Origin of the sequence: Rubrivivax gelatinosus (genome assembly GCF_016583785.1) — a bacterium.
GTDB lineage: Bacteria > Pseudomonadota > Gammaproteobacteria > Burkholderiales > Burkholderiaceae_C > Rubrivivax > Rubrivivax gelatinosus_B.
In genome coordinates this window covers 17512-38455 of record NZ_NRRU01000033.1, presented here as the reverse complement: position 1 = coordinate 38455, position 20944 = coordinate 17512, and the positions used below count along the sequence as shown (strand labels likewise).

Sequence of the window (20944 nt, the reverse complement as noted above, 5' to 3'; positions counted from 1 at the left end):
CCGACAATTACGCCATGCATCTCGCGATCGAATCCTTGCCTGCCACCGGGGCACCCGAGCAACTCGTGCTGCTGCTGCACGGCGTCGGCTCCGGCGGCGCAGCGCTGGCCCCGCTCGCCCAGGCGCTGCGCGACGAATTCCCTCAGGCCGCGCTGCTGGCGCCGGACGCGCCGCTGCCTTTCGACGGCGGCACTGCCGGCCGCCAGTGGTTCTCGGTCCAGGGCGTGGACGAGGCCAACCGGCCGGAGCGTGTGGCCGAGGCGCTGCCGCCGCTGTGGCAGTGGGTGCGTGCCGAACAGCGCCGGCTCGGTGTCGGCGCGCAGGCGACGGCGATCGCCGGCTTCTCGCAGGGCGCGATCCTTGCGCTGGAGACCGCTGCCCAGTGCGACGGTCTGGCCGGCCGTGTGCTGGCGTTCTCGGGCCGTTTCGCGCGCCTGCCGGCCAAAGCGCCGCGGCTGACGACGCTGCACCTCTTCCACGGCAGCGCCGACGCGGTGATAGACGCTGCCCACGCCCAGCGTGCCTTCGACACGCTGGCCGGACTCGGCGGCGACGCGACGCTGGACCTCGCCGATGGCCTGGGCCACACGCTGCACCCGGCGCTGCTCGAGCGCGCGATCTACCGCCTGCGCCACCACATCCCGGCCCGCACCTGGGCCGAGGCGATGGGCGCGGCGCCGGCCGGCGTGCTGCGCGACGACGACGACGAAACCCTGCACTGAAGCCGCGATGCTCTTCCTGCTGTCTCCGGCCAAGCGCCTGGACTACGAGACCCCCGTGCCCGCCGCGCTCGCGCGCAAGGCCAGCGACCCGCTCTTCGTCGACCGTGCCGCCGAGCTGATCGACATCATGCGGCGCAAGACGCCGGCCGAGGTCGCGTCGCTGATGTCGCTGTCGGACCCGCTGGCCCAGCTCAACACCGCGCGTTACGGCGCCTGGGAGCCCGAGGCGACGGCGGCCAACAGCAAACCCGCGCTGCTGGCTTTCGCCGGCGACGTCTACGAAGGCCTGGACGCGCTCTCGCTGAAGACCGCAGACCTCAGCTGGGCGCAGCAGCACCTGGTGATCCTGTCGGGCCTGTACGGCGTGCTGCGCCCGCTGGACCGGCTGCAGCCCTACCGGCTGGAGATGGGCACGGCGCTGGCCAATGCGCGCGGCAAGGACCTCTACGCCTTCTGGGGCGATGCGCTCGCCGAACACCTGAACGAGCGCCAGGCCGACGAAGCCGCGCCGGTGGTCGTCAACCTCGCGTCGCAGGAGTATTCGCGCGCGGCGCTGCGCCCGGCGCTGAAGGCGCGGGTCGTCGACTGCGTGTTCGAGGAGTGGAAGCAGGGCCGCTGGCGCATCGTCAGCTTCTTCGCCAAGCGTGCACGCGGGCTGATGGCGCGCTACGCGATCGAGCAGCGCATCGGCACGCCGTCGCGGCTCAAGGGTTTTGCCGCCGAGGGTTACGCCTTCGACGCCGAGGCTTCGGGGCCCGACCGGCTGGTGTTCCGCCGCCGGCAGGCCGAATGACACGCAGCTCGCCCCCCGCCCGGACCTGCACGATGAACCTGCGTTCCCTGCTCCTCGCCCCGGCCGCCGCCGCCTTGCTGGCGCTGGCTGGCTGCTACGTGCCGGCACCGGTGTCGCACGCCTTGCTCGAAGTCGCCGCCGACGGCAGCTACCGCTTCGAGGGCCAGCCGGTCGAGGCCGCGGCACTGCAGCCCAGCGTGCAGGCGCTGCGTGCGGCGGGCCGGCCGCTGGTGGTCGAGATCAAGGTCGAACCGGGCGCCGCGATGACGCGGGTCGACGCCGCGGTGCAGGCGATCGAGGCGGCGCAGGCGCGTGTGGCCTTCGTCGGCAAGACGGCGGTGCGCTGATTCAGTCGCAGCTCAGGCGCAGCGAGCCGTCCAGGTTGGCGGCCATCACCAGCGTGCGGATGTCGGCCGCGCGTGCCGCGGCGCAGAGCTGTTCGCGGGCGCCGGCGGTGTCGTTCACGTAGGCCGCGTCGTATTCGATGTTGAACACCGGCTTGCCGCTGCCGGTGAAAGCGGCGTAGCCGTCGCACTCGGCGTAGAAAAAACACTGCTCGTTGATCGCGAAGTCGAAGTCGGGCGCGAGCGCGGCGAGCTGGCCGACGTCGTTCTTCAGCCCGACCTTGAGCCCGAGCGCGTGCGCCTGGGTGGCGAGGAAGCGGTTGTAGTCGAGCTGGCTGGCGGCATCGAGCGCGAAGCCGGTGTCGTTGCTCCAGCCGTCGACGTTGTCCGGGTCGACCGCGTCGCAGCCTTTGTCGCGCGCCAGCTGCAGCCGCGCGACCATGACCGAGCGCACGTTCGCCGAACGCGTGTCGAGCCAGTTCTCGCCCGGCCAGCCGTCGAGCGCGTTGCCCTTGTCGGCGGCGGTGAAGCTCGCGTAGTCCTCGCGCCAGTCCTCGGCGCTGCCGGCGGAGAAGTAGCAGACGACGGCGCGCCCCTGCGCCTGCAGGCTGGCGATCGTCGCCTGCGGCGTGTCGAACAGGTCCAGGTCGTAGACACGCACCGCGAGCGCGGTGTCGGGCGTGCCGGTGAGCTGGATGGTCCAGCTGTCGGTGGTCGACGGCGTCCAGGCGCTGGTGCCGCCGCCGCTGTCCTCGTTGCCGCCGCCACCACCACCGCAGGCGGCCAGGCAGCAGGTCACGAGGGCGCAGGCGGCGAGGCGCAGGAGTGCTGGCAGTTTCATGTCCGGGGGGCGCACGTCGGCTGCGGGCCCGGCGGGCCGCCGGTCCGGCGAGCGCGGATTCTAGGAAGTGCAGGCCCGGCCGCACGCGATCGCCGCCGCGTGCCGTGAAACGTGTCGCGCCGCGGGCGGTTTCGCGGCCCGTCACACGCGGTCAGAATCACGCCATGAGCCACCAGACCGTCACCGCCGAGCTGCGCCGCTGGATCGTCTCGCAGTCCGAGGCCGGCTGCCGTACCGAGGATCTGATCGCGTCGATGATCCGCAGCGGCTGGTCCGAGGACATCGCGCTGGCCGCGATCGAAGCCGCCGGCGCCGAGCGCGGCCAGCCGGCGGCCACGGCGCTCGCGGCGGCGGCCATGCCCGAACCGGCGCTCGCCGGCGCGCCGACGCTGCTGCGCACCGCCGACCGCGAGCTGCGCGTGCTCGCGACGCTGGCGCTGCCACGCGTTGTCGTCTTCGGCGGGCTGCTCGCCGACGACGAATGCGACGCGCTGGTCGAACTCGCCCGGCCGCGGCTGGCGCGGTCGGAGACGGTCGACAACAGCACCGGCGGCAGCGAGGTCAACGCCGCGCGCACCAGCGACGGCATGTTCTTCGAACGCGGCGAGACGGCGCTGATCGAGCGCATCGAGCGCCGCATCGCCGAGCTGGTGAACTGGCCGGTGGAACGCGGCGAAGGCCTGCAGGTGCTGCGCTACCGCCCAGGCGCGCAGTACAAGCCGCACCACGACTTCTTCGATCCGGCGCACCCGGGCACCGCGGGCATCCTGCGCCGTGGCGGCCAGCGTGTGGCCACCGTCGTGATGTACCTGAACACGCCGGCCGGCGGCGGCGCCACCACCTTTCCCGAGGTCGGGCTGGAGGTGCAGCCGGTCAAGGGCAACGCGGTCTTCTTCAGCTACGAGCGCCCGCTGGCCTCGACACGCACGCTGCACGGCGGCGCACCGGTCGTCGACGGCGAGAAGTGGGTCGCGACCAAGTGGCTGCGCGAGGGCGTCTTCGCCTGAGTCAGGCGCCGGCGCCCAGCAGCGCCCACACGAGCCAGGCCGCAGCGGTCGAGGCCGCCAGCGACAGCGCCACCGTCAGCCCGAAACGCCGGCCGCCGGCGACGAAGGCGGTGATCGAACGGGTCAGCGCGTTCGTCGACACGGCGACCAGCACGCCGTGCGCGGCCGCCTGCAGCTCCAGCCGGCCTTCGCCGGCGAGCGCGCCGAGTGCGGCGCAGGCGGCATGGGCGTCGGCAACCGCGGTCAGCGCGGCCCCGGCGATAACGCCGGCAGAGCCGAAACGCTGCTGCGCCCAACCCACCGCCAGCGACGCGCCGGCCAGCAGCAGCGCCACCAGCAGCGCCTCGCGCGGGCGCAGCGGCCCGGCCTTGGACGACTCGGGTGCGGCAGTACCGGCGCCGCGTGCGTGCCAGAGCCCGCCGGCAGCGGCGACGACGGTCGCGGCCAGCGCCGGCGCCAGCACCAGCGCCATCACCGGCGGCGAGGTCGCGGTCAGGATCACCAGGCCCAGCACCCAGGTGGGCGCGGTCGACAGCAGCGCGCCGGCTTCACAGGCGCGCGCCAGCGCCGGCTCGGCGCGCGCTCGTGTGCCCATCGACGCGATCGTCGCGGTGCTGGAGACGAAACCCGACAGCAGCCCCGACAAGGCCATGCCGGCGGCGGCGCCGAAGAAACGCAAGGCAACGTGGCCGGCAGCCTGCAGCACCAGGATCAGCGTCGCCAGCAGCCCCAGCGTGCGCGGCTGCAGCCCGCCCAGCCAGGCCACCGGTGTCGCCGGCAGCAGCGGCAGCACGACCAGCACCAGCGCCGCCAGCAGCAGCGCGTCGTGCAGCTCGGCTTCGGACAGCACGCGTGTCGCGAAGCGGTGCAGCCGCGCCTGCGCCGCCAGCAGCACCGCGATGACCACCGCCGCGCCGCCGCCGACCGCCGGCATCTGCATCGCCAGCACGCCGACGAGGTAGGTGACGAAGAGCGCGAGCTCGGTCGTCATGCCCGGGTCGGCGCTGCGCTGCACGATCTGGCTGCGCCAGTAAGCGAGCGCGGCCAGCGCGACGATGGCGAGCGCGCCGCAGGCGACGACGAGCGGCTGCTCGATCGCCTGGGCGACGGCGCCGGCCAGCGCCGCCAGCGTGAAGCTGCGGATGCCGGCCGGCTCGCGTTCCGGGCCGCTGCCTTTGCGCCGCTCGCGCTCCAGCCCGATCAGCAGCCCGCCGCCCAGCGCCGACAGCAGGCCCAGCGCCAGCGGCGCCGATCCGGGCTCGAAAGCCGTCACCGCCGCGGCCTCAGACGCTGAGCTGTTCGCCGTGCTGCGGCACGCGCGCGGCCCAGCCGAGTTCGTCGCGGATGCGCACGCGCAAGGCGTCGGCGGCGTCGGGCTCGCCGTGCACGACGAAGGTCTGGCGCGGCGCACGCGGCGCGGTGCGCAGCCAGTCCATCAGCTCGTCGCTGTCGGCGTGGCCGGAGAAACCTTCGAGGTGGCTGACCTCGCAGCGCACCGGCACGTATTCGCCGTGGATCTTGACCTCGGTGGCGCCGGCCACCAGGCGTGCGCCGCGGCTGCCGCCGACCTGGAAGCCGGGGAAGACGACGTGGTGCTGCGGCGACGGCGCCATCGCCTTCAGGTGGTGCAGCACGCGCCCGCCGGTGGCCATGCCGCTGGCCGACAGGATCACGCAGGGGTAGCGGTGGGCGCTGAGGCGCATCGACTGCTGCGGCGTCTCGACCATGCGTGTGCCTTCGATCGCGGCCTTCAGCTCGGCGGGTTTGATGCGCAGCACCTTGGCGAAGCGCAGGTAGAGCTCGGTGGCCTGCACCGCCATCGGGCTGTCGAGGAAGACCGGCAGGTCCTTCGGGATCCGGCCGGCGCGTTTCAGGCGCTGCAGCACCACCATCAGCGCCTGGGCGCGGCCGACGGCGAAGGTCGGCAGCAGCACCGAGCCGCCGCGGTGGATGGTGGTGCGCACGATCTCGCCCAGGCGCGCGGCCACGTCCTCGGTCTCGTGGGCGCGGTTGCCGTAGGTCGACTCGACCAGCAGCACGTCGGCCTCGGGCAGCGGCGCGGGCGGCGGCAGCAGCAGGTCGGCGCTGCGGCCCAGGTCGCCCGAGAACACCAGGCGTTCGCCGCGGCAATCCAGCGTCACCGCGCAGGCGCCCAGCAGGTGGCCGACCGGGCTCAGCGTCACCGCGACGCTGCCGACCTTGAAATGTTTGCCGGTCTCCTCCGGCGTCAGGCGCGCGATCGCACGCGCGGCGTCGGCGCGTGTGTACAGCGGCAGCGCTTTCTCGTGGCGCGAGTAGCCGAACTTGTTCGCGCGCCGCGCGTCCTCTTCCTGCAGCTTGGCGCTGTCCAGCAGCAGCACCTCGGCCAGCGCGCAGGTCGCCGGCGAGGCGTGGATGCGGCCTTTCCAGCCGTGTTTGACCAGCGCCGGCAGGTAGCCGCTGTGGTCCAGGTGGGCGTGGCTCAGCACCACGGCCTCGGCCTCGAGCAGCGCCGCCGGCGGCGTCTGCCAGTTGCGTTCGCGCAGCACCTTGAAACCCTGGAACAGGCCGCAGTCCAGCAGCAGGCGAACGCCGCCCAGGTCGACGCGGTGGCGCGAGCCGGTCACGCTGTCGGCGGCGCCGAGGAAGTGCAGATCCATTTCTTCTTTCTCTCTCTTCAGCGGGGGGACGCACGGCCCGGCTGCAGCGCGGCCGAGTCGAGCACACGGATGCCGGGCGCCGGGGCGGCGAGGGCCTGCAGCAGCGCCGCGGCAACGTCGGCCGCGGCCACCGGGCGCCAGCGCGCCGGGATCAGCACCGCCAGCGGCCGCGCGAGGCGCTGCGCCAGCGCTTCGCCGGCACGCGGCGGCTGGCCCAGGCCGCTGCGCTCGCCCAGCAGCAGCGAGGGCCGGGCGATGACCAGCGTCTCGAAGCCGAGCGTGGCGAGCGCGGCTTCGGCTTCGCCCTTGGTGCGCAGGTACAAGTTGGCCGAAGCGGCGTCGGCGCCGAGTGCCGAGACGAGCGCGAAGCGGCGCACGCCGGCGGCTTTCGCGGCGCGGCCGAAAGCGATGACGGCGTCGAGGTCGACGGCGCGGAAGGCGGCGTCGGAGCCGGCCGCGGCGCGCGTCGTGCCGAGCGCGCAGAAGGCGGCCTCGGCCTGCGGCAGCGCGGCGAAGGCCGCGGCGGCGAGGAAGTCGGGTACGAGGGCGTCGATGCGCCCGGCACGCGCCGGCAGCGGCCGCCGGGTCAGGCGGACCAGCAGCCCCGTTGCGGGCCAGAGGCGGTCGATCTCGCGGCCGACGAGCCCGGTGGCTCCAGCAAGCCACACGGTGGGCCCGGCGCTGCCCTGCGTGTTGGTCACCGGGCCATGCTAGCCGCGGGCTGCGGCCGGCGGTCTGAAGACCTTTGGTCGCAGGTCAAGACAGCGGCGTTTGCCGCCCCCGGCGCGGGCCGGGGGCGAGGGCTTCAGATCGCCTCGGTGCGTGCCTTCAGCCAGGCGAGCGCGGCGCCCGAGAGCTTGGGCGCGAGGCGTTCGCGCACCGTCGCGTGGTAGCGGTTGAGCCAGTCGATCTCGTCGGCGCGCAAGAGCGGGCGTTCGATGCAGCGCGTGTCGATCGGGCACAGCGTCAGCGTCTCGAACTCGAGGAACTCGCCGAAGGCGCCGCCTTCGGCGGTCTCGACCGGCACCGACAGCACCAGGTTCTCGATGCGCACGCCCCACTGGCCGGGGCGGTAGATGCCGGGTTCGATCGAGGTGATCATGCCCGGCTCGATCGCCATCTGCGGCTCGACGACGGCCTTGCTGATGGTCTGCGGCGCTTCGTGCACCGCGAGGTAGTAGCCGACGCCGTGGCCGGTGCCGTGGCCGTATTCGATGCCTTCGGCCCACAGCGGCGCCCGCGCCAGCGCGTCGAGCATCGGGCCCGGCGTGCCGCGCGGGAAACGCACGCGCGACAGCGCGATCGTGCCCTTCAGCACCAGCGTGTAGTCGCGCTTCATCGCCGCCGTCACGGTGCCGATCGGCCAGACGCGCGTGATGTCGGTGGTGCCGCCGGCGTACTGGCCGCCGCTGTCGATCAGCAGCAGCGTGCCTTCGCCGGGTTTGACCTCGATCGCCGCGTGCGACTCCTCGGTGGCGCGGTAGTGCGGCATCGCGCCGTTCGGGCCGAAGCCGGCGATGGTGCCGAAGCTCGGGCCCATCGCGCCGGGACGGCGCGCACGTGCGGCGCCGAGTTTTTCGTCGACCGTCAGCTCGGTGATGCGCTCGTCGCCGAGCGCGCCTTCGAACCAGGCGTAGAACTCGCACATCGCGGCGCCGTCCTCGGCCATCGCTTCGCGCACGAAGGCGGCTTCGTCGGCGGTCTTGCGGCTCTTGGCCAGCGTGCTCGGGTTGATCTGCTCGACGACGGCGCAGCCGGCGCGTTCGCGCAGGCCCAGCGTCACGCGGCGCGGGTCGATCAGCAGCCGGGCGTCGGTGCCGAGCGCGGCGAGCGCGTCGCCGGCACCGGCGTACGGCGCCAGGTCGATGCCGTCGGCGGCCAGGCGCTCGGCCAGTTCGGACGAAACCTTGCCTTCGCCGATGAACAGCGTGCTGCGCTGCGGGCCGACCAGCAGGTGCGCCAGGAACACCGGGTTGTAGGGCACGTCGGCGCCGCGCAGGTTGCTGATCCAGGCGATGTCGTCGACGGTGGAGACGAAGTGGTGCGTGGCACCGGCGCTGGCCATCGCCTCGCGCAGCGTCGCCAGCTTGTCCGTACGCGGTACGCAGGCGTGCGGCGCGGCGTGTTCGACCACAGGCGCGGCGGGCAGGGCGGGGCGCTCGGGCCAGATCGACGCGAGCAGGTCGATGTCGGTGCGCAGCACCACCCCCTTGGCGTCGAGCGCGGTGCGCAGCGTCTTGCCCGCGGCCAGCCCCAGCACCTGGCCGTCGACGGCCACCGTGGCGCCGGCGGGCACCTGGGCGGCGAGCCAGTCGACGTGGGCCGAGGCGTTGCCTGTGGGAATGCGTTCGAGCTCGATGCCGGTGCCGGCGAGTTCGGCCTCGGCCTGCACCCAGTAGCGGCTGTCGGCGAACAGCGCCGCACGTTCGACCGTGACGACCAGCGTGCCCATCGAACCGCTGAAGCCCGACAGCCACTGCCGGCCCTGCCAGCGTTCGGGCAGGTATTCGGAGAGATGGGGGTCGGCGGAGGGCACGAGCAGCGCGTGCACGCCGGCGGCGGCGAGCACTTCGCGCGTGCGCTCGATCCGCAGGCGGATCGGGGAAGTACGGGTATCCATGGGGGAAGGAACTCCAGGGGGGATCGCGGCATTCTAGGAGCCGCACCGCGGCCGCGCCGTCCCTCGGGGGGACGCCCCCGCCGGCGGCCGGTTCAGGCCAGGATCGGCTGGCTGCCCTGACCGTCGGGGTCGGGCAGGTTCAGCCCGAGCAGGTCGTCGGACTGGCGCGGGCGCTCCACCGCCGCCTGGGCCGCCGCAGCCTGGGCCTGCGCCTGCTGCGTCGCCGCTTCGGCCTGGGCGCGCTCGCGGCTGGCGGCGCTGCCGTCGTCATGGCCGCCGCCCTCGGGCGAGTTGGCTTCACGCACCGCCGACGGCGCGGGCATCGCCGCGACCGGGTATTCGATGTCGCCGCCGGCTCGCACCTCGACGAACTCGACGTTGGCGACGGTGGCGTAGTAGCTGAGCGCGTCGCGTACCCGCTGGCGGTCGGCCAGGCTCTGCGACTTCTGCGCGACCGGGTCACCGGCCGCCACGCCCTTGTCGGCGAAGCTGTAGGTGACGGTCTTGGACACCGAGTCGTTGCCGCTCAGCACCCGGTCGACCTGGATGTCGCCGGTCTCGCGGCGCGTGCGTGCGGCGCTGGCCGCCTGCAGGTTCACACGCACCGACGACGAGTCGCTGCCGGCCTGGCTGGTCGCACGTGCCGACACGGCGGCGTCGTGCGACGTCGTCGTGTTCCGGTCGATTGACGAAAGAGGCCCCATCGCTGACGTATCGGCCGAAAAGCGGCGGGCTTTAGGGTCTGATCGGCCGATCGAACCAGGGGAAACCCTAGGTTCGCATCAAAGATCGGTGCGAAGTCTCCAAATCTCAGGGAACAGCACGACGTCGAGCATCTTGCGCAGGTAGCCGACGCCGGAGGTGCCGCCGGTGCCGCGTTTGAAGCCGATGATGCGTTCGACCGTCGTCACGTGGCGGAAGCGCCAGAGCCGGAACGCGTCCTCCAGGTCGGTCAGCTCCTCGCCGAGCTGGTACAGGTCCCAGTGCGCCTCTGGGTCGCGGTAGACGACGAGCCAGGCCTGCTCGACGGCGTCGCTGGCGGCATAGGGCTGGGTCCAGTCGCGTTCCAGCCGGTCGGCCGGCAGCGCCAGGCCGCGGCGCGCCAGCAGGCGCAGCGCCTCGTCGTAGAGCGAAGGCGCGCGGTACGCGGCCTCGACCTCGGCCAGCAGCTCCGGCCGGTGGGCGTGAGGCCGCAGCATGGCGCCGTTCTTGTTGCCCAGGCGGAACTCGATGCAGCGGTACTGCCAGCTCTGGAAGCCGCTGCTGCTGGCCAGGTAGGGCCGGATCGCGCTGTATTCGGGCGGCGTCATCGTCGCCAGCACGTCCCAGGCGTGCACCAACTGCTCCATGATCTTCGAGACCCGGGCCAGCATCTTGAACGCCGTCGGCAGGCGGTCGGCGGCCACCGCCTGGGTCGCGGCGGCGAGCTCGTGCAGCATCAGCTTCATCCAGAGCTCGCTGGTCTGGTGCTGGACGATGAACAGCAGCTCGTCGTGGCCGGGCGACAGCGGCTGCTGGGCGCCGAGCACGCGGTCCAGCTGCAGGTAGTCGCTGTAGCTCATGTCGGCGCCGAAATCGAGCTGGGCGCCGTGGTGGCCGGCGAAGGGGCAGCCGGCGGCCGGCGGGTCTTCTTCCATCAGGTCACCGCCTGGCGCTGGTTGAACTCGGGCCGGCGCCATTCGCCGCTGGCCAGCACCTCGGCCAGCTGGACCGCGGCGTCGAAGGCGTCGACGTGGCGCAGGTACAGCGGCGTGAAGCCGAAACGCAGGATGTCGGGGGCGCGGAAGTCGCCGACGACGCCGCGTGCGATCAGCGCCTGCACCACCGCGTAGGCCAGCGCCGGCTCGTCGCGCGGCGCCAGGCAGACCTGGCTGCCGCGTTCGGCCTCGGTTTCGGGCGAGACCAGCCGCAGCTGCGGGCAGCGCGCGCGCACCTCGTCGGCGAACAGCCGCGTCAGCGCCAGCGATTTGGCGCGCAGCGCGGCCAGGCCGCCCAGGGGTTCGGCGGCGAGCACGCTGTCGACGCCGCATTCGAGTGCCGCCAGCGCCAGGATCGCCGGCGTGCCGCAGAGGTAGCGTGCGATGCCCGCCGCCGGCCGGTAGCCGGGCGTGAACTCGAACGGCGCCGCGTGCCCCATCCAGCCGGCCAGCGGCTGGCGGAAACGTTCGACGTGGCGCGCATGCGCCCAGACGAAGGCCGGCGCGCCGGGGCCGCCGTTGAGGTATTTGTAGCCGCAGCCGATCGCAAAGTCCGCCCCGGCTGCATTCAGGTCCAGCGGCACGGCGCCGGCGCTGTGCGCCAGGTCCCAGATCGTCAGCGCGCCGGCGGCGTGTGCGGCGCGTGTCAGCGCCGCCATGTCGTGCATCCGGCCGCTGCGGTAGTTGACGTGGGTGAGCATCAGCACCGCGGCACTTTCGTCCAGCGCCGCCGGGATGGCCTCGGGCGTGTCCAGCAGCACCAGCTCGAAACCACGTTCGGCGGCCAGCGCTTCGGCGATGTAGAGGTCGGTGGGGAAGTTGCTGCGTTCGCTGAGGATGCGCCGGCGCTGCGGCGCGTCGGCGCGCACGATGTCCAGCGCCGCGGCCAGCACCTTGTACAGGTTGACCGAGGTGGAGTCGGCGGCGACCAGCTCGCCCGGCGCCGCGCCCACCAGGCGCGCGATCTTGTCGCCCACGCGCTGCGGCAGCGTGATCCAGCCGGCGCGGTTCCAGCTGACGATCAGCCCCGTGCCCCATTCGCCGGTCACGACCTCGGCGACTCGCGCCGCGGTTGTTTTCGGCAGCACACCCAGCGAGTTGCCGTCGAGGTAGATCGTGCCCGGCGGCAGCGCGAACTGGTCGCGCAGCGGGGCCAGCGGGTCGGTGGCGTCCAGCGCCAGGGCGTCGTCTCGGGTCATCGGATCTCTCTGAGGATGGCGCGCACCGGCGAGGCGTCGGCGGTCACCAGTTTCAGCGGCAGCGCGATCAGTTCGTAGTCGCCTTCGGGCACGTCGTCTAGCACCAGGTTCTCCAGCACACGCAGCTCGCGCCGGCGCAGCACCTGGTGCGCGTCCAGCGTCTTGCTGTCGGCCGGGTCGACGCTGGCGCTGTCGATGCCGACCAGGCGCACGCCCAGGTCGGCCAGGCGCTCCAGCGCCTCGGGGTCGAAACCGGCGAGCGCCGGGTCCCAGCGTCCGACCGGGGCGCGCTGGTAGCTGCGCACCAGCACCCGTTCGGGCAGGGTGTCGGCCGCATGCGCCAGGTGTTCCCAGCGCACCAGCGGCCGCACGCCGATGGCGTGCACGACGCGGCAGCGGCCGAGGTAGGGCGCCAGGTCCAGCATGCCGATGGCGGCGCCGGCGTCGTCGTAGTGCAGCGGCGCGTCGGCATGCGCGCCGGTGTGCGGCGACAGCGTCAGCGTCTGCAGGTTGACCGGGCAGCCGGGGCCCATGCGCGCGGCCCACTGGTGGCGGTAGGGTGCGTCGCCGGGGAACACCGGCGCGCCGGCGTCGACCGGCGGCGAGATGTCCCAGATGCGCGCGCCGTTCATGCCGCCCCCGCCAGCTCCAGCGGCGCCAGGCCGTGGCGACGGCGCGCGGCGTCGCAGGCCTCGTCGCCGATGCCGAGCGCGGCACGCAGGCCGAACTCGCGGCAGGGCGAAGGGCGCCATTCGTGGATCGCGCAGGACACCTGCACGCCGACGCGGCCGACGAGCGCGGCGCAGCGCGGCGGGCTGCGGTCGGTGCCGCGCATGCGGCAGATCCGGCCGGTCAGTTCGTCGGCCAGGGTCTCGGGCACGCCGCCGCCGGCGCCGGCCCACTCGTCGCGGTCGAAGTCGACACGAAAACTGGCGCAGCAGGCGCCGCAGGCCAGGCAGGCGTTGGCGCTCACCGGGGCACCCTCAGACCCGCCAGGCGGCGGCGGGCCCCGGAGACGTGCCGAGGTCTCATGCGCGCACCACCGTCACCGTGCAGCCGGCCTTGGCGACGACCTGCGAGCTGACACTGCCCAGGTAGCGCCGCAGCACCGAGGCGCCGCGGGCGCCCATCACGATGTGGTCGACCTGGTTGCGCTCGGCGAACTCGAGCAGCGCGTCGGCGGCGTCGGGCGCTTCGAGAACGTGGAAGGTGAGCCGGCCTTCGTCGAGTTCCAGGTTGCGTGTGACCGGCCGCGCCCAGTGCTTCAGGCCGACGAGCTGCTTGACGTGGCGGCTCTGGCCGTTGGCGTCGACCAGGTCGTCCAGGCCGATGCGCGCGACGCGCATCACGCTGACGCAGGCCAGGCGCGCGCCGGGTTCGGTGACGAGTATGCGGCGCACCGACTCCTGCATCTTCTCGAGCAGCAGCGGCGTGGCGTTGTCGACGTCGACCGCGGCGACGACGATCGGGCTGCGCGCCACCTGGTCGGCGACACCCAGCCGCGCCGACGGCCGCGACTCGGAGCCGAGGGCGAAGAACCAGCGCTTGAAGACCTTGACCGTGCCGCTCTGGCGGCTGCGTGCGGCGCGCGAGCCCAGCGCCACCTGGCCGGGGTTCTGCAGGTCCAGCGCGAGCTGGGCCGCGCTCTGGTAGCGGCGCTCCGGGCGCACCTCCAGGCACTTCAGGATGACCTCCTGGAGCCAGGGCGGGCAGTCGGGGCGGATCGCGCGCGGCGGCACCGGGTCGACGAAGAGCCGGCGGCGCAGGCCGCGCACGCTCTCGGGCGAGCCGAAGGGGCGCTGGCCGGTCGTCAGGTGGTAGAGCATGACGCCGAGCGCGAACAGGTCGCTGCGCGGGTCGTTGCGCACGAACTGCACCTGCTCGGGCGACATGTAGGGCGCGGTGCCCATCGGCAGCGTGAACTCCTCTTCCAGCAGGTCGGGCAGCTTGTCGTGGCGCGACAGGCCGAAGTCGACCAGCACCGCGGTGCCGTCGGGGCGAAAGACGATGTTGCTCGGCTTGACGTCCAGGTGCACCAGGTGCTGGCGGTGCAGCTCGTGCAGCGCGGTGGCGACGCGCGAGCCGATCTCGATGACCTCGTCGATCGGCAGCGGCGCGTCGTCCAGCCGCGGGCGCAGCGACGGGCCCTCGATGCGCTCCATCACCAGGTAGGCGTGGTGCGTGAAGTCGCCGCGGGCGACGTACTTCGGCACGTGCGTGCCGGTGAGTGCCGGCAGGATCATCTGCTCGACCTCGAAGCCGACGATGGACGCCGGGTCCTCGCCGCCCTTGATGCGCGGCACCTTCATGATCAGCGGCATCGTCTCGGCGAGCGGCTCGCCGTTGGCGTCGACGCGGATGACGCGCCAGAGGTTGGCCATGCCGCCCTGGTGCAGCCGTTCCTCGAGCCGGAAGCCGTCGATCACCTGACCGGCGGCGAGCGCACTCGGCGCGATGCGCGCCGGCCTATTGCCCATCGCTCAGACGGTCGGCCAGGCGTTGCGGCAACTCGGCGGCGCGGATCTTGGCGCCGGCGCTCTCGGTGTCGTAGGGCACGCGCCAGTAGGTCAGTTCGAGGCTCTCGTCGTCGAAGGTGGCGTAACACGCGGCGGGGTCGCCGTCGCGCGGCTGGCCGGCCGAGCCGGGCACCACCAGCCACTGCCGCGGCGGCAGCAGCGGGATCGCCATGCCCGCGGCGGGCGTGAAGTCGCCGGCCTTGCCGACCGGCGACAGGTGGTAGAGCTGGGGCTCGTGCATATGGCCGCAGAAGGTGATGCGGGCGGCGGTGGCGCTCATGCTGCGCACGGCTTCGCTGCGGCCCTGCACGTAGCCCCACTCGGCGGGCGCCCAGGCGTTGGCGTGCACGAACAGCAGTTCGCCGTGCTGCTGCTCGAGCGGCAGCGAAGCGAGGAAGTCGATCTGCTCGACCGCGAGCTGCTGGCGCGTCCACTCGACGACGTAGCGCGGGTCGGGGCGCATCGTCGGCGACGGGCCCTGGACGACGGCGAGATCGTGGTTGCCCTGAATCGCGATCGCGCCGGCCTGCACCAGCGTGCGCACGCGCTCGACGACCCAGGACGGATCGGCGCCATAACCGACGAAGTCGCCGAGCAGCGCGTAGCGGTCTATGGCTTGTTCGGCGGCGTGTTCGAGCACCGCTTCCACCGCTTCGCGGTTGGCGTGCAGGTCGGTCAGGATCGCGTACTTCATCGGAGGGCTGATGCCCGCCGCGGCCAGCAGGCGCGCGCGGCGGAAGAAACAGCCGATCATCCTCCGGCCCCGACACTGTGCGCAACCGGGAAAGGCCGCGAGCGGCACCCCCGGTCGCGCGTGCCTCAGGCGTCGACCAGGTCCGGGTTCCAGGCGTGCACGGCCTGCTGCTGCTCGCCCAGGCCGGCGACGCCCAGGCGCATCGTGTCGCCCGGCTGCAGGAAACGCGGCGGCTTCATGCCCATGCCGACGCCCGGCGGCGTGCCGGTGCTGATCAGGTCGCCGGGGTAGAGCGTCATGATGCGGCTCAGGTAGGCGATCAGCTGCGCGACGCCGAAGACCATCGTGCGCGTGTTGCCGGCCTGCACGCGCTGGCCGTTCAGGTCCAGCCACAGGTCCAGCGCCTGCGGGTCGGCGATCTCGTCGGCCGTGACCAGCCAGGGGCCGACCGGGCCGAAGGTGTCGCAGCCCTTGCCTTTGTCCCAGGTGCCGCCGCGCTCGAGCTGCAGCGCGCGTTCGGAGACGTCGTTGACGACGCAGTAGCCGGCGACGTGCGCCAGCGCCTCGGCTTCGGAGACGCAGCGCGCGGTGCTGCCGATGACGACGCCGAGTTCGACTTCCCAGTCACCCTTGGTGGCATCGATCGGCAGCACCACCGGGTGTTCGGCGCCGACGGCGGCGCTGGTGGCCTTCAGGAAAACCACCGGCTCGGCCGGCACCGGCTGCCCGGCCTCGGCTGCGTGGTCGGCGTAGTTCAGGCCGATGCAGACGAACTTGCCCATGCCGGCCCAGGGCACGGCGAGGCGCGCGGGTTCGACTTCGGGCAGCGACGCGAGGTCCAGGCCGCGCAGGCGCTGCAGCGAAGCCGGCGTCAGCGCCGCCGGCGTGATGTCGACGAGGATGGAGGACAGGTCGCGCGGGCGTCCCTGGGCGTCCAGGACGGCGGGGCGTTCGTGGCCCTTGGGGCCGTGGCGGAGCAGTTTCATCGGTAGAGCTGGGGCGCGCCGCCGGTGGTGTAGCCGCCGGTCCACGCGCCCTGTGAGGCGGTGATGCCGGCCACTGTAGCGGCTCGCCCGCGGACCGGGTTACGGCACGGTTTCAGCCCTTGTCTCAGCCTCGGCCGACGAAGGGCATCTTCGTCGCCATCACGGTCGTGAACAGCACGTTGGCCGCGAGCGGCAGCCGCGCCATCGCGAGAAAGGTCTGGACGACGCCGTCCATCGCCATGCGCGGCTCGGCGCGCAGGCTGCCATCGGCCTGCGCCACGCCGCGCGCCATGCGCTCGGTCATGTCGGTCTCGACGTTGCCGATGTCGATCTGGCCGACGGCGATGTCGAAGGCGCGGCCGTCCAGCGCCGCGGCGCGCGTGAGGCCCGTGATCGCGTGTTTGGTCGCGGTGTAGGCGATGGAGCCCGGCCGCGGCGCGTGCGCCGAGATCGAGCCGTTGTTGATGATGCGCCCGCCCATCGGCTGCTGCGTGCGCATCAGCGCGAAGGCTGCGGCCAGGCAGTAGAAGGCGCCGTTCAGGTTGACGTCGACCGCCTGGCGCCAGGCGGCGGCGCCGAGTTCGTCGGGTGTCGCCGACGGCGGAAAGGCGCCCGCGTTGTTGAACAGCAGGTCGAGCCGGCCGTGGCGGCGGCGAATGGTGTCGAACAGCGCCGCCACCGAGGCTTGGTCGGCGACGTCGCAGGCCACGGCGCTGGCGCGTGCGGCGTGTTCGCCGGTGGCGGCGATCGCCGCTTGCAGGCGGTCGAGGCGGCGGCCGGCGTATATGACCTGCCAGCCATCGGCCAGCAGCGCGCCGGCGCAGGCCTGGCCGATGCCGCTGCCGGCGCCGGTGACGAGCGCGATGCGGTCCATGGGAAACCTCCTGTGCGACTGGGGTGCAGGCGATTGTGGCGGCGGCCAAGGCGACAATGGGCCATGGCCATCTTCACGAAGACCGTTCTCTACACCGATGCCGACGGCCGCGCGCGTTTCCGCGACGAACCCGTCGAGCTGGCCGAAGGCACGCCGGCCGCCCGCCTGTCGCCGCTGCTGCCGGCCGTCGGGCTGCAGCTGCGCGAGAGCCCGGTGGGCTTTGCCAGCAGCTTCCACTGCACGACCGCGCCGCAGTGGCTGGTCGTGCTGCGCGGGCGCATGGAGATCGGCCTGCAGGACGGCACGTCGCGGGTCTTCGGCCCCGGCGAACACTTCTATTCGGCCGACGTGCTGCCCGAAGGTGCCACGTTCGACGCCACGCTGCATGGCCACCGCAGCCGCCAGCTCGGCGACGAGCCGCTGGTCACGATGTTCGTGCGCGGCTGACGCCGCGTGCGCCCCTGCGCGTGCTGCCGGCTTGCGGCGGGCGCGCCCATTCCCGAGGAGATAGACCATGCAGGTCCAGGTCAACACCGACAACCACATCCAGAACGACGAGGCGCTGGCCGCCTGGATCGAGCGCGAGATCGTGGCCAAGCTCGACCGTTTCGGCGACGCCGTCACGCGCATCGAGGTCCACCTCGCCGACACCAACGCCGGGCGCAGCAGCGATTCCGACAAGCGCTGCACGCTCGAGGCGCGCCCGGCCGGCCGCCCGCCGGTGGCTGCCAGCCACGACGCCGGCCGCGTCGCCGACGCCTTCAGCGGCGCGCTCGACAAGCTGGTGCGTGTGCTCGACTCGACGCTGGGCAAGGCGCGCGACCACGGCCGCGACTCGATCCGCGGCGCCTGAACGAAGAAGGGCCGGCAATGCCGGCCCTTGTCGCGTGCGGCGCGTCGGCTAGGCGCCGATGCGGCCGAGCAGCAGGTACTCCATCAGTGCCTTCTGCACGTGCATCCTGTTTTCGGCCTCGTCCCAGACGACGGATTGCGGGCCGTCGATGACGTCGGCCGCCACTTCCTCGCCGCGGTGCGCCGGCAGGCAGTGCATGAAGAGCGCGTCGGGCTGGGCCGCGGCCATCATGCCGGCGTCTACGCACCAGTCGGCGAAGGCGCTGCGGCGCGCCTCGTTCTCGGCTTCGTAGCCCATGCTCGTCCAGACGTCGGTCGTGACGAGATGGGCGCCGCGGCAGGCTTCGCGCGGGTCGGTGAAGACCTTGTAGCAGGCGCTGTCGCGGATGCCGGCGAGTTCAGGGTCGACGCCGTAGCCGCTGGGCGTGCTGACGTGCACCGTGAAGCCGAGGATCTCGGCTGCCTGCAGCCAGGTGTTGGCCATGTTGTTGCCGTCGCCCACCCAGGCCACCACCTTGCCGGCGATCGAGCCGCGGTGCTCGATGTAGGTGAAGATGTCGGCCAGGATCTGGCACGGGTGGAACTCGTTGGTCAGGCCGTTGATCACCGGCACGCGCGAGTGGGCGGCGAAGCGCTCGATCTTGGCCTGCTCGAAGGTGCGGATCATCACCACGTCGACCATGCGGCTGATGACACGCGCGCTGTCCTCGATCGGCTCGGCGCGGCCGAGCTGGCTGTCGCCGGTGGTCAGGTGCACGACCGAGCCGCCCATCTGGTACATGCCGGCCTCGAAGCTGACGCGGGTGCGCGTGCTCGCCTTCTCGAAGATCATCGCCAGCGTGCGGTCGACCAGCGGCTGGTACTTCTCGTAGTTCTTGAAGCGCGTCTTGATGATGCGCGCGCGCTCGAACAGGTAGGCGTACTCCTCGGCACGCAGGTCCTTGAACTGCAGGTAGTGCTTCATCAGCGAATAACCCGGTTTCATGCTTCGGCCAGGAAGGCCTGGACCAGCGGGACGAGGCGGGCGGCGATCTCGCGCACCTCGTCGGCGCTGACGATCAGCGGCGGCAGCAGGCGGATCACGTTGTCGGCGGTGACGCTGATCAGCAGCCCGGCTTCGGCCGCGCGGCCGATCAGCACGCCGCAGGGGCGGTCGAGCGCGATGCCCAGCATCAGGCCTTGGCCGCGGTACTCGACGACGCCGGTGCTGCCGGCGAAACCGCGCTGGAGCTCGGCGCGCAGCAGCTCGCCCATCGCCTGCGCATTGGCCAGCAGGCCGTCCTCTTCCATGATGCGCAGCGTCTCGACGCCGGCGCGCATCGCCAGCGGGTTGCCGCCGAAGGTGGTGCCGTGGTTGCCCGGGCCCAGAACCTGGGCCGCGCGCGGGCCGGCGACGACGGCGCCGATCGGCACGCCCGAGCCCAGGCCCTTGGCCAGCGGCATCACGTCGGGGCGGATGCCGGCCCACTGGTGCGCGAACCACTTGCCGGTGCGGCCGACGCCGCACTGCACCTCGTCGAGCATCAGCAGCCAGCCGCGTTCGTCGCACAGGCGGCGCAGGCCCTGCAAATAATCGGTGCGCGTGGTGTTGATGCCGCCTTCGCCCTGGATGGTCTCGAGGAACACGGCGACGATGTTCGGATTGCTGCGAGCGACTTCCTCGACCGCGGCGATGTCGTTCAGCGGCACGCGCACGAAACCCTCGACCAGCGGGCCAAAGCCGGCCTGCACCTTGGGGTTGCCGGTGGCTGACAGCGTCGCGATCGAGCGGCCGTGGAAAGCGCGTTCGTAGACGATGATCTCGGGGCGTTCGATGCCTTTGTCATGGCCGAACTTGCGCGCGATCTTCAGCGCCGCTTCGTTCGCTTCGAGGCCCGAGTTGCAGAAAAACACGCTGTCCAGGCCCGAGAGCTCGCACAGCCTGGCGGCGAGTTGCTCCTGCAGCGGCACCTGGTAGTAGTTGCAGGAGTGGATCAGCTTGCCGATCTGGTCGTGCAGCGCCGGCACCAGCTTGGGGTGCGCGTGGCCCAGCGTGTTGACGGCGATGCCGGCGAGCGCGTCCAGGTACTCTCGACCCTCGGTGTCCCAGACTCGGCAGCCTCGGCCATGCGACAGCGCGACGGGCAGGCGCCCGTAGGTGTTCATCACGTGCGGCATCGGCGCGGACGGGGCAGGGGCAGCGGTCATCGAAGAGTCCTTGTCGCTCCAGGAAAGAAGACAAGGCCGGCGCTGACCTGCGAAATGCTGCACAAGGTCGGGCGCCGGCCGGGGCGAACGATTCTAAGGGCCGCGAATTCCTGCTCTATTGCGATAGCCGAACGCCGGTGTCGGAAGGCGAATCCGGGCACAATCTTGCGTTGCCGATGACGCAGATCCAAACGCAGAAGCCTCGCAGGCTTTATATCAAGGGACTCACGACGAGCGGCCGCACCTTCCGCCCCAGCGACTGGGCCGAGCGGCTGGCCGGTGCGATGTCCAGCTTCAGGCCCCGGGGCGCCGGCGGCATCGGTGCCCACATCGGCTACTCCCCGTACTGCGTTCCGCGCCTCGTCGAGGGCGTCAAGTGCGTCTACGTCAGCGAAGCGCTGAAGGACGTCGAGCCGATGGCCTGGGACTTCGTGATGAACTTCGCACGCGACAACGAGCTGCAGGTCGTCGACTGCGAGTGAGGGTGCGGCTGCGGTTTTCGCGGCGCCAAAACGAAAGGGCCTGCTTGCGCAGGCCCTTCGTTCAACACCCGAGAAACCGGTTTTAGGCGGCGAGCGCCAGCGCCTTGACCTTGGCGGCCAGGCGGCTCTTCAGGCGCGCGGCCTTGTTCTTGTGGAAGATGCCCTTGTCGGCGACCGAGTCGATGACGCTCTGCGCGGACTTGAAGGTGTCGGTCGCCTTGGTCTTGTCACCGGCGACCACGGCCTTCTGCACGTTCTTGACGACAGTGCGGAAGTGCGAGCGCAGCGAAGTGTTCTGCGCGTTGAGCTTCACGTCCTGACGGGCGCGCTTGCGGCCCGATGCGAGGCGGACGGTTTTCTTCTTGGCTTTGGACGAAGTGGCCATGCGATGCTTTTGCGGAGTTCGGGTGGTGCAAAGAACCATCGAGTATAGCACGCCATCGGCAGTCCGCCAGCCCATTGTCAGCCCCTGCCTATAATGGTCACCGACC

Annotated in this window: 24 protein-coding genes; 7 read left to right on the top strand and 17 right to left on the bottom strand. The window is 72.1% G+C overall.

Features of this window, described 5'->3' with window-relative positions:
* Positions 1-14: 14 nt before the first annotated feature.
* The 3 genes from ypfH to CKO43_RS10675 are packed head-to-tail and all read left to right on the top strand — an operon-like array spanning position 15 to position 1862.
* Complete coding sequence (gene ypfH / locus CKO43_RS10685) at positions 15-722, top strand: esterase (RefSeq protein WP_200378615.1); 708 nt, start codon at positions 15-17, stop codon at positions 720-722.
* Between the two features lie 7 nt (positions 723-729).
* Positions 730-1515: a peroxide stress protein YaaA gene (gene yaaA / locus CKO43_RS10680; protein ID WP_200378614.1), complete on the top strand. Its 786-nt coding sequence runs from the start codon at positions 730-732 to the stop codon at positions 1513-1515.
* 32 nt (positions 1516-1547) lie between these two features.
* Complete coding sequence (locus CKO43_RS10675) at positions 1548-1862, top strand: ExbD/TolR family protein (protein ID WP_200230415.1); 315 nt, start codon at positions 1548-1550, stop codon at positions 1860-1862.
* A 1-nt stretch (position 1863) separates the two neighbouring features.
* Here CKO43_RS10675 and CKO43_RS10670 read toward each other — a convergent pair whose 3' ends face one another.
* A complete protein-coding gene (locus CKO43_RS10670; RefSeq protein ID WP_200378613.1) occupies positions 1864-2700 on the bottom strand; it encodes an endo alpha-1,4 polygalactosaminidase in 837 nt (278 codons plus the stop codon).
* A gap of 164 nt (positions 2701-2864) precedes the next feature.
* Here CKO43_RS10670 and CKO43_RS10665 point away from each other — a divergent pair, with 164 nt between their 5' ends.
* Positions 2865-3707, top strand: coding sequence for a 2OG-Fe(II) oxygenase (locus tag CKO43_RS10665; RefSeq protein WP_200378612.1), 843 nt, complete (start codon positions 2865-2867; stop codon positions 3705-3707).
* A gap of 1 nt (position 3708) precedes the next feature.
* Here the strand turns inward: CKO43_RS10665 and CKO43_RS10660 are convergent, their stop codons facing one another.
* The 13 genes from CKO43_RS10660 to CKO43_RS10600 form a co-directional block, all read right to left on the bottom strand.
* Positions 3709-4980 (bottom strand): DUF4010 domain-containing protein, encoded by a 1272-nt coding sequence (locus CKO43_RS10660; protein ID WP_200230408.1) that lies wholly within the window; start codon positions 4978-4980, stop codon positions 3709-3711.
* Positions 4981-4990: 10 nt separating this feature from the next.
* Positions 4991-6346, bottom strand: coding sequence for an MBL fold metallo-hydrolase RNA specificity domain-containing protein (locus CKO43_RS10655; protein WP_200378611.1), 1356 nt, complete (start codon positions 6344-6346; stop codon positions 4991-4993).
* A gap of 17 nt (positions 6347-6363) precedes the next feature.
* Positions 6364-7047 (bottom strand): NAD(P)H-binding protein, encoded by a 684-nt coding sequence (locus CKO43_RS10650; RefSeq protein ID WP_200378610.1) that lies wholly within the window; start codon positions 7045-7047, stop codon positions 6364-6366.
* A gap of 104 nt (positions 7048-7151) precedes the next feature.
* Positions 7152-8966: an aminopeptidase P family protein gene (locus tag CKO43_RS10645; RefSeq protein ID WP_200378609.1), complete on the bottom strand. Its 1815-nt coding sequence runs from the start codon at positions 8964-8966 to the stop codon at positions 7152-7154.
* Positions 8967-9058: 92 nt separating this feature from the next.
* The gene (locus tag CKO43_RS10640; protein WP_346014412.1) at positions 9059-9616 is read right to left on the bottom strand and encodes a zinc metalloprotease; all 558 of its coding nucleotides are present in this window, start codon (positions 9614-9616) and stop codon (positions 9059-9061) included.
* Between the two features lie 132 nt (positions 9617-9748).
* On the bottom strand, positions 9749-10603 hold the full coding sequence (kynA, locus tag CKO43_RS10635; RefSeq protein WP_200228073.1) for a tryptophan 2,3-dioxygenase: 855 nt from the start codon (positions 10601-10603) through the stop codon (positions 9749-9751).
* On the bottom strand, positions 10603-11862 hold the full coding sequence (gene kynU, locus CKO43_RS10630) for a kynureninase (RefSeq protein ID WP_200228074.1): 1260 nt from the start codon (positions 11860-11862) through the stop codon (positions 10603-10605). The genes kynA and kynU overlap by 1 nt, the downstream gene beginning before the upstream one ends.
* Positions 11859-12494 carry an arylformamidase gene (gene kynB, locus CKO43_RS10625; protein ID WP_200228075.1) on the bottom strand — a complete coding sequence of 212 codons (636 nt, stop codon included), beginning with the start codon at positions 12492-12494 and terminating at the stop codon, positions 11859-11861. The genes kynU and kynB overlap by 4 nt, the downstream gene beginning before the upstream one ends.
* On the bottom strand, positions 12491-12835 hold the full coding sequence (locus CKO43_RS10620; RefSeq protein ID WP_200378608.1) for a YkgJ family cysteine cluster protein: 345 nt from the start codon (positions 12833-12835) through the stop codon (positions 12491-12493). The genes kynB and CKO43_RS10620 overlap by 4 nt, the downstream gene beginning before the upstream one ends.
* 55 nt (positions 12836-12890) lie before the next feature.
* Entirely contained in the window at positions 12891-14339 is a 1449-nt protein-coding gene (locus CKO43_RS10615; protein WP_200228077.1) for a serine/threonine protein kinase, read from the bottom strand.
* Positions 14329-15072 carry a metallophosphoesterase family protein gene (locus CKO43_RS10610; protein ID WP_200228078.1) on the bottom strand — a complete coding sequence of 248 codons (744 nt, stop codon included), beginning with the start codon at positions 15070-15072 and terminating at the stop codon, positions 14329-14331. Before CKO43_RS10610 ends, CKO43_RS10615 begins: the two co-directional genes overlap by 11 nt.
* 125 nt (positions 15073-15197) lie before the next feature.
* On the bottom strand, positions 15198-16058 hold the full coding sequence (locus tag CKO43_RS10605) for a fumarylacetoacetate hydrolase family protein (RefSeq protein ID WP_200228079.1): 861 nt from the start codon (positions 16056-16058) through the stop codon (positions 15198-15200).
* A 124-nt stretch (positions 16059-16182) separates the two neighbouring features.
* A complete protein-coding gene (locus tag CKO43_RS10600; RefSeq protein WP_200378607.1) occupies positions 16183-16932 on the bottom strand; it encodes an SDR family oxidoreductase in 750 nt (249 codons plus the stop codon).
* Between the two features lie 63 nt (positions 16933-16995).
* On the opposite strand from CKO43_RS10600, the gene CKO43_RS10595 reads away from it, so the two are divergent.
* Positions 16996-17379 carry a cupin domain-containing protein gene (locus tag CKO43_RS10595; RefSeq protein WP_200228081.1) on the top strand — a complete coding sequence of 128 codons (384 nt, stop codon included), beginning with the start codon at positions 16996-16998 and terminating at the stop codon, positions 17377-17379.
* Positions 17380-17446: 67 nt separating this feature from the next.
* Positions 17447-17785 (top strand): HPF/RaiA family ribosome-associated protein, encoded by a 339-nt coding sequence (locus CKO43_RS10590; RefSeq protein ID WP_200228082.1) that lies wholly within the window; start codon positions 17447-17449, stop codon positions 17783-17785.
* A gap of 48 nt (positions 17786-17833) precedes the next feature.
* Here the strand turns inward: CKO43_RS10590 and argF are convergent, their stop codons facing one another.
* Complete coding sequence (gene argF, locus CKO43_RS10585; protein ID WP_200378606.1) at positions 17834-18769, bottom strand: ornithine carbamoyltransferase; 936 nt, start codon at positions 18767-18769, stop codon at positions 17834-17836.
* Positions 18766-19971, bottom strand: coding sequence for an aspartate aminotransferase family protein (locus tag CKO43_RS10580; RefSeq protein WP_200228084.1), 1206 nt, complete (start codon positions 19969-19971; stop codon positions 18766-18768). Before CKO43_RS10580 ends, argF begins: the two co-directional genes overlap by 4 nt.
* 176 nt (positions 19972-20147) lie before the next feature.
* Here CKO43_RS10580 and CKO43_RS10575 point away from each other — a divergent pair, with 176 nt between their 5' ends.
* Positions 20148-20453, top strand: a complete 306-nt coding sequence (locus CKO43_RS10575) for a DUF3579 domain-containing protein (protein WP_200228085.1) — start codon at positions 20148-20150, stop codon at positions 20451-20453.
* An 82-nt stretch (positions 20454-20535) separates the two neighbouring features.
* On the opposite strand, the gene rpsT is transcribed toward CKO43_RS10575, so the two are convergent.
* Positions 20536-20838: a 30S ribosomal protein S20 gene (rpsT, locus tag CKO43_RS10570; protein WP_200228086.1), complete on the bottom strand. Its 303-nt coding sequence runs from the start codon at positions 20836-20838 to the stop codon at positions 20536-20538.
* Positions 20839-20944: the final 106 nt, after the last annotated feature.

Bases quoted from the DNA above. Each gene is read 5' to 3' on its own strand.
- ypfH (WP_200378615.1), top strand. From the start codon at position 15: ATGCATCTCGCGATCGAATCCTTGCCTGCCACCGGGGCACCCGAGCAA.
- yaaA (WP_200378614.1), top strand. From the start codon at position 730: ATGCTCTTCCTGCTGTCTCCGGCCAAGCGCCTGGACTACGAGACCCCC.
- CKO43_RS10675 (WP_200230415.1), top strand. From the start codon at position 1,548: ATGAACCTGCGTTCCCTGCTCCTCGCCCCGGCCGCCGCCGCCTTGCTG.
- CKO43_RS10670 (WP_200378613.1), bottom strand. From the start codon at position 2,700: ATGAAACTGCCAGCACTCCTGCGCCTCGCCGCCTGCGCCCTCGTGACC.
- CKO43_RS10665 (WP_200378612.1), top strand. From the start codon at position 2,865: ATGAGCCACCAGACCGTCACCGCCGAGCTGCGCCGCTGGATCGTCTCG.
- CKO43_RS10655 (WP_200378611.1), bottom strand. From the start codon at position 6,346: ATGGATCTGCACTTCCTCGGCGCCGCCGACAGCGTGACCGGCTCGCGC.
- CKO43_RS10645 (WP_200378609.1), bottom strand. From the start codon at position 8,966: ATGGATACCCGTACTTCCCCGATCCGCCTGCGGATCGAGCGCACGCGC.
- kynA (WP_200228073.1), bottom strand. From the start codon at position 10,603: ATGGAAGAAGACCCGCCGGCCGCCGGCTGCCCCTTCGCCGGCCACCAC.
- kynU (WP_200228074.1), bottom strand. From the start codon at position 11,862: ATGACCCGAGACGACGCCCTGGCGCTGGACGCCACCGACCCGCTGGCC.
- kynB (WP_200228075.1), bottom strand. From the start codon at position 12,494: ATGAACGGCGCGCGCATCTGGGACATCTCGCCGCCGGTCGACGCCGGC.
- CKO43_RS10615 (WP_200228077.1), bottom strand. From the start codon at position 14,339: ATGGGCAATAGGCCGGCGCGCATCGCGCCGAGTGCGCTCGCCGCCGGT.
- CKO43_RS10610 (WP_200228078.1), bottom strand. From the start codon at position 15,072: ATGAAGTACGCGATCCTGACCGACCTGCACGCCAACCGCGAAGCGGTG.
- CKO43_RS10605 (WP_200228079.1), bottom strand. From the start codon at position 16,058: ATGAAACTGCTCCGCCACGGCCCCAAGGGCCACGAACGCCCCGCCGTC.
- CKO43_RS10600 (WP_200378607.1), bottom strand. From the start codon at position 16,932: ATGGACCGCATCGCGCTCGTCACCGGCGCCGGCAGCGGCATCGGCCAG.
- CKO43_RS10595 (WP_200228081.1), top strand. From the start codon at position 16,996: ATGGCCATCTTCACGAAGACCGTTCTCTACACCGATGCCGACGGCCGC.
- CKO43_RS10590 (WP_200228082.1), top strand. From the start codon at position 17,447: ATGCAGGTCCAGGTCAACACCGACAACCACATCCAGAACGACGAGGCG.
- argF (WP_200378606.1), bottom strand. From the start codon at position 18,769: ATGAAACCGGGTTATTCGCTGATGAAGCACTACCTGCAGTTCAAGGAC.
- CKO43_RS10580 (WP_200228084.1), bottom strand. From the start codon at position 19,971: ATGACCGCTGCCCCTGCCCCGTCCGCGCCGATGCCGCACGTGATGAAC.
- CKO43_RS10575 (WP_200228085.1), top strand. From the start codon at position 20,148: ATGACGCAGATCCAAACGCAGAAGCCTCGCAGGCTTTATATCAAGGGA.
- rpsT (WP_200228086.1), bottom strand. From the start codon at position 20,838: ATGGCCACTTCGTCCAAAGCCAAGAAGAAAACCGTCCGCCTCGCATCG.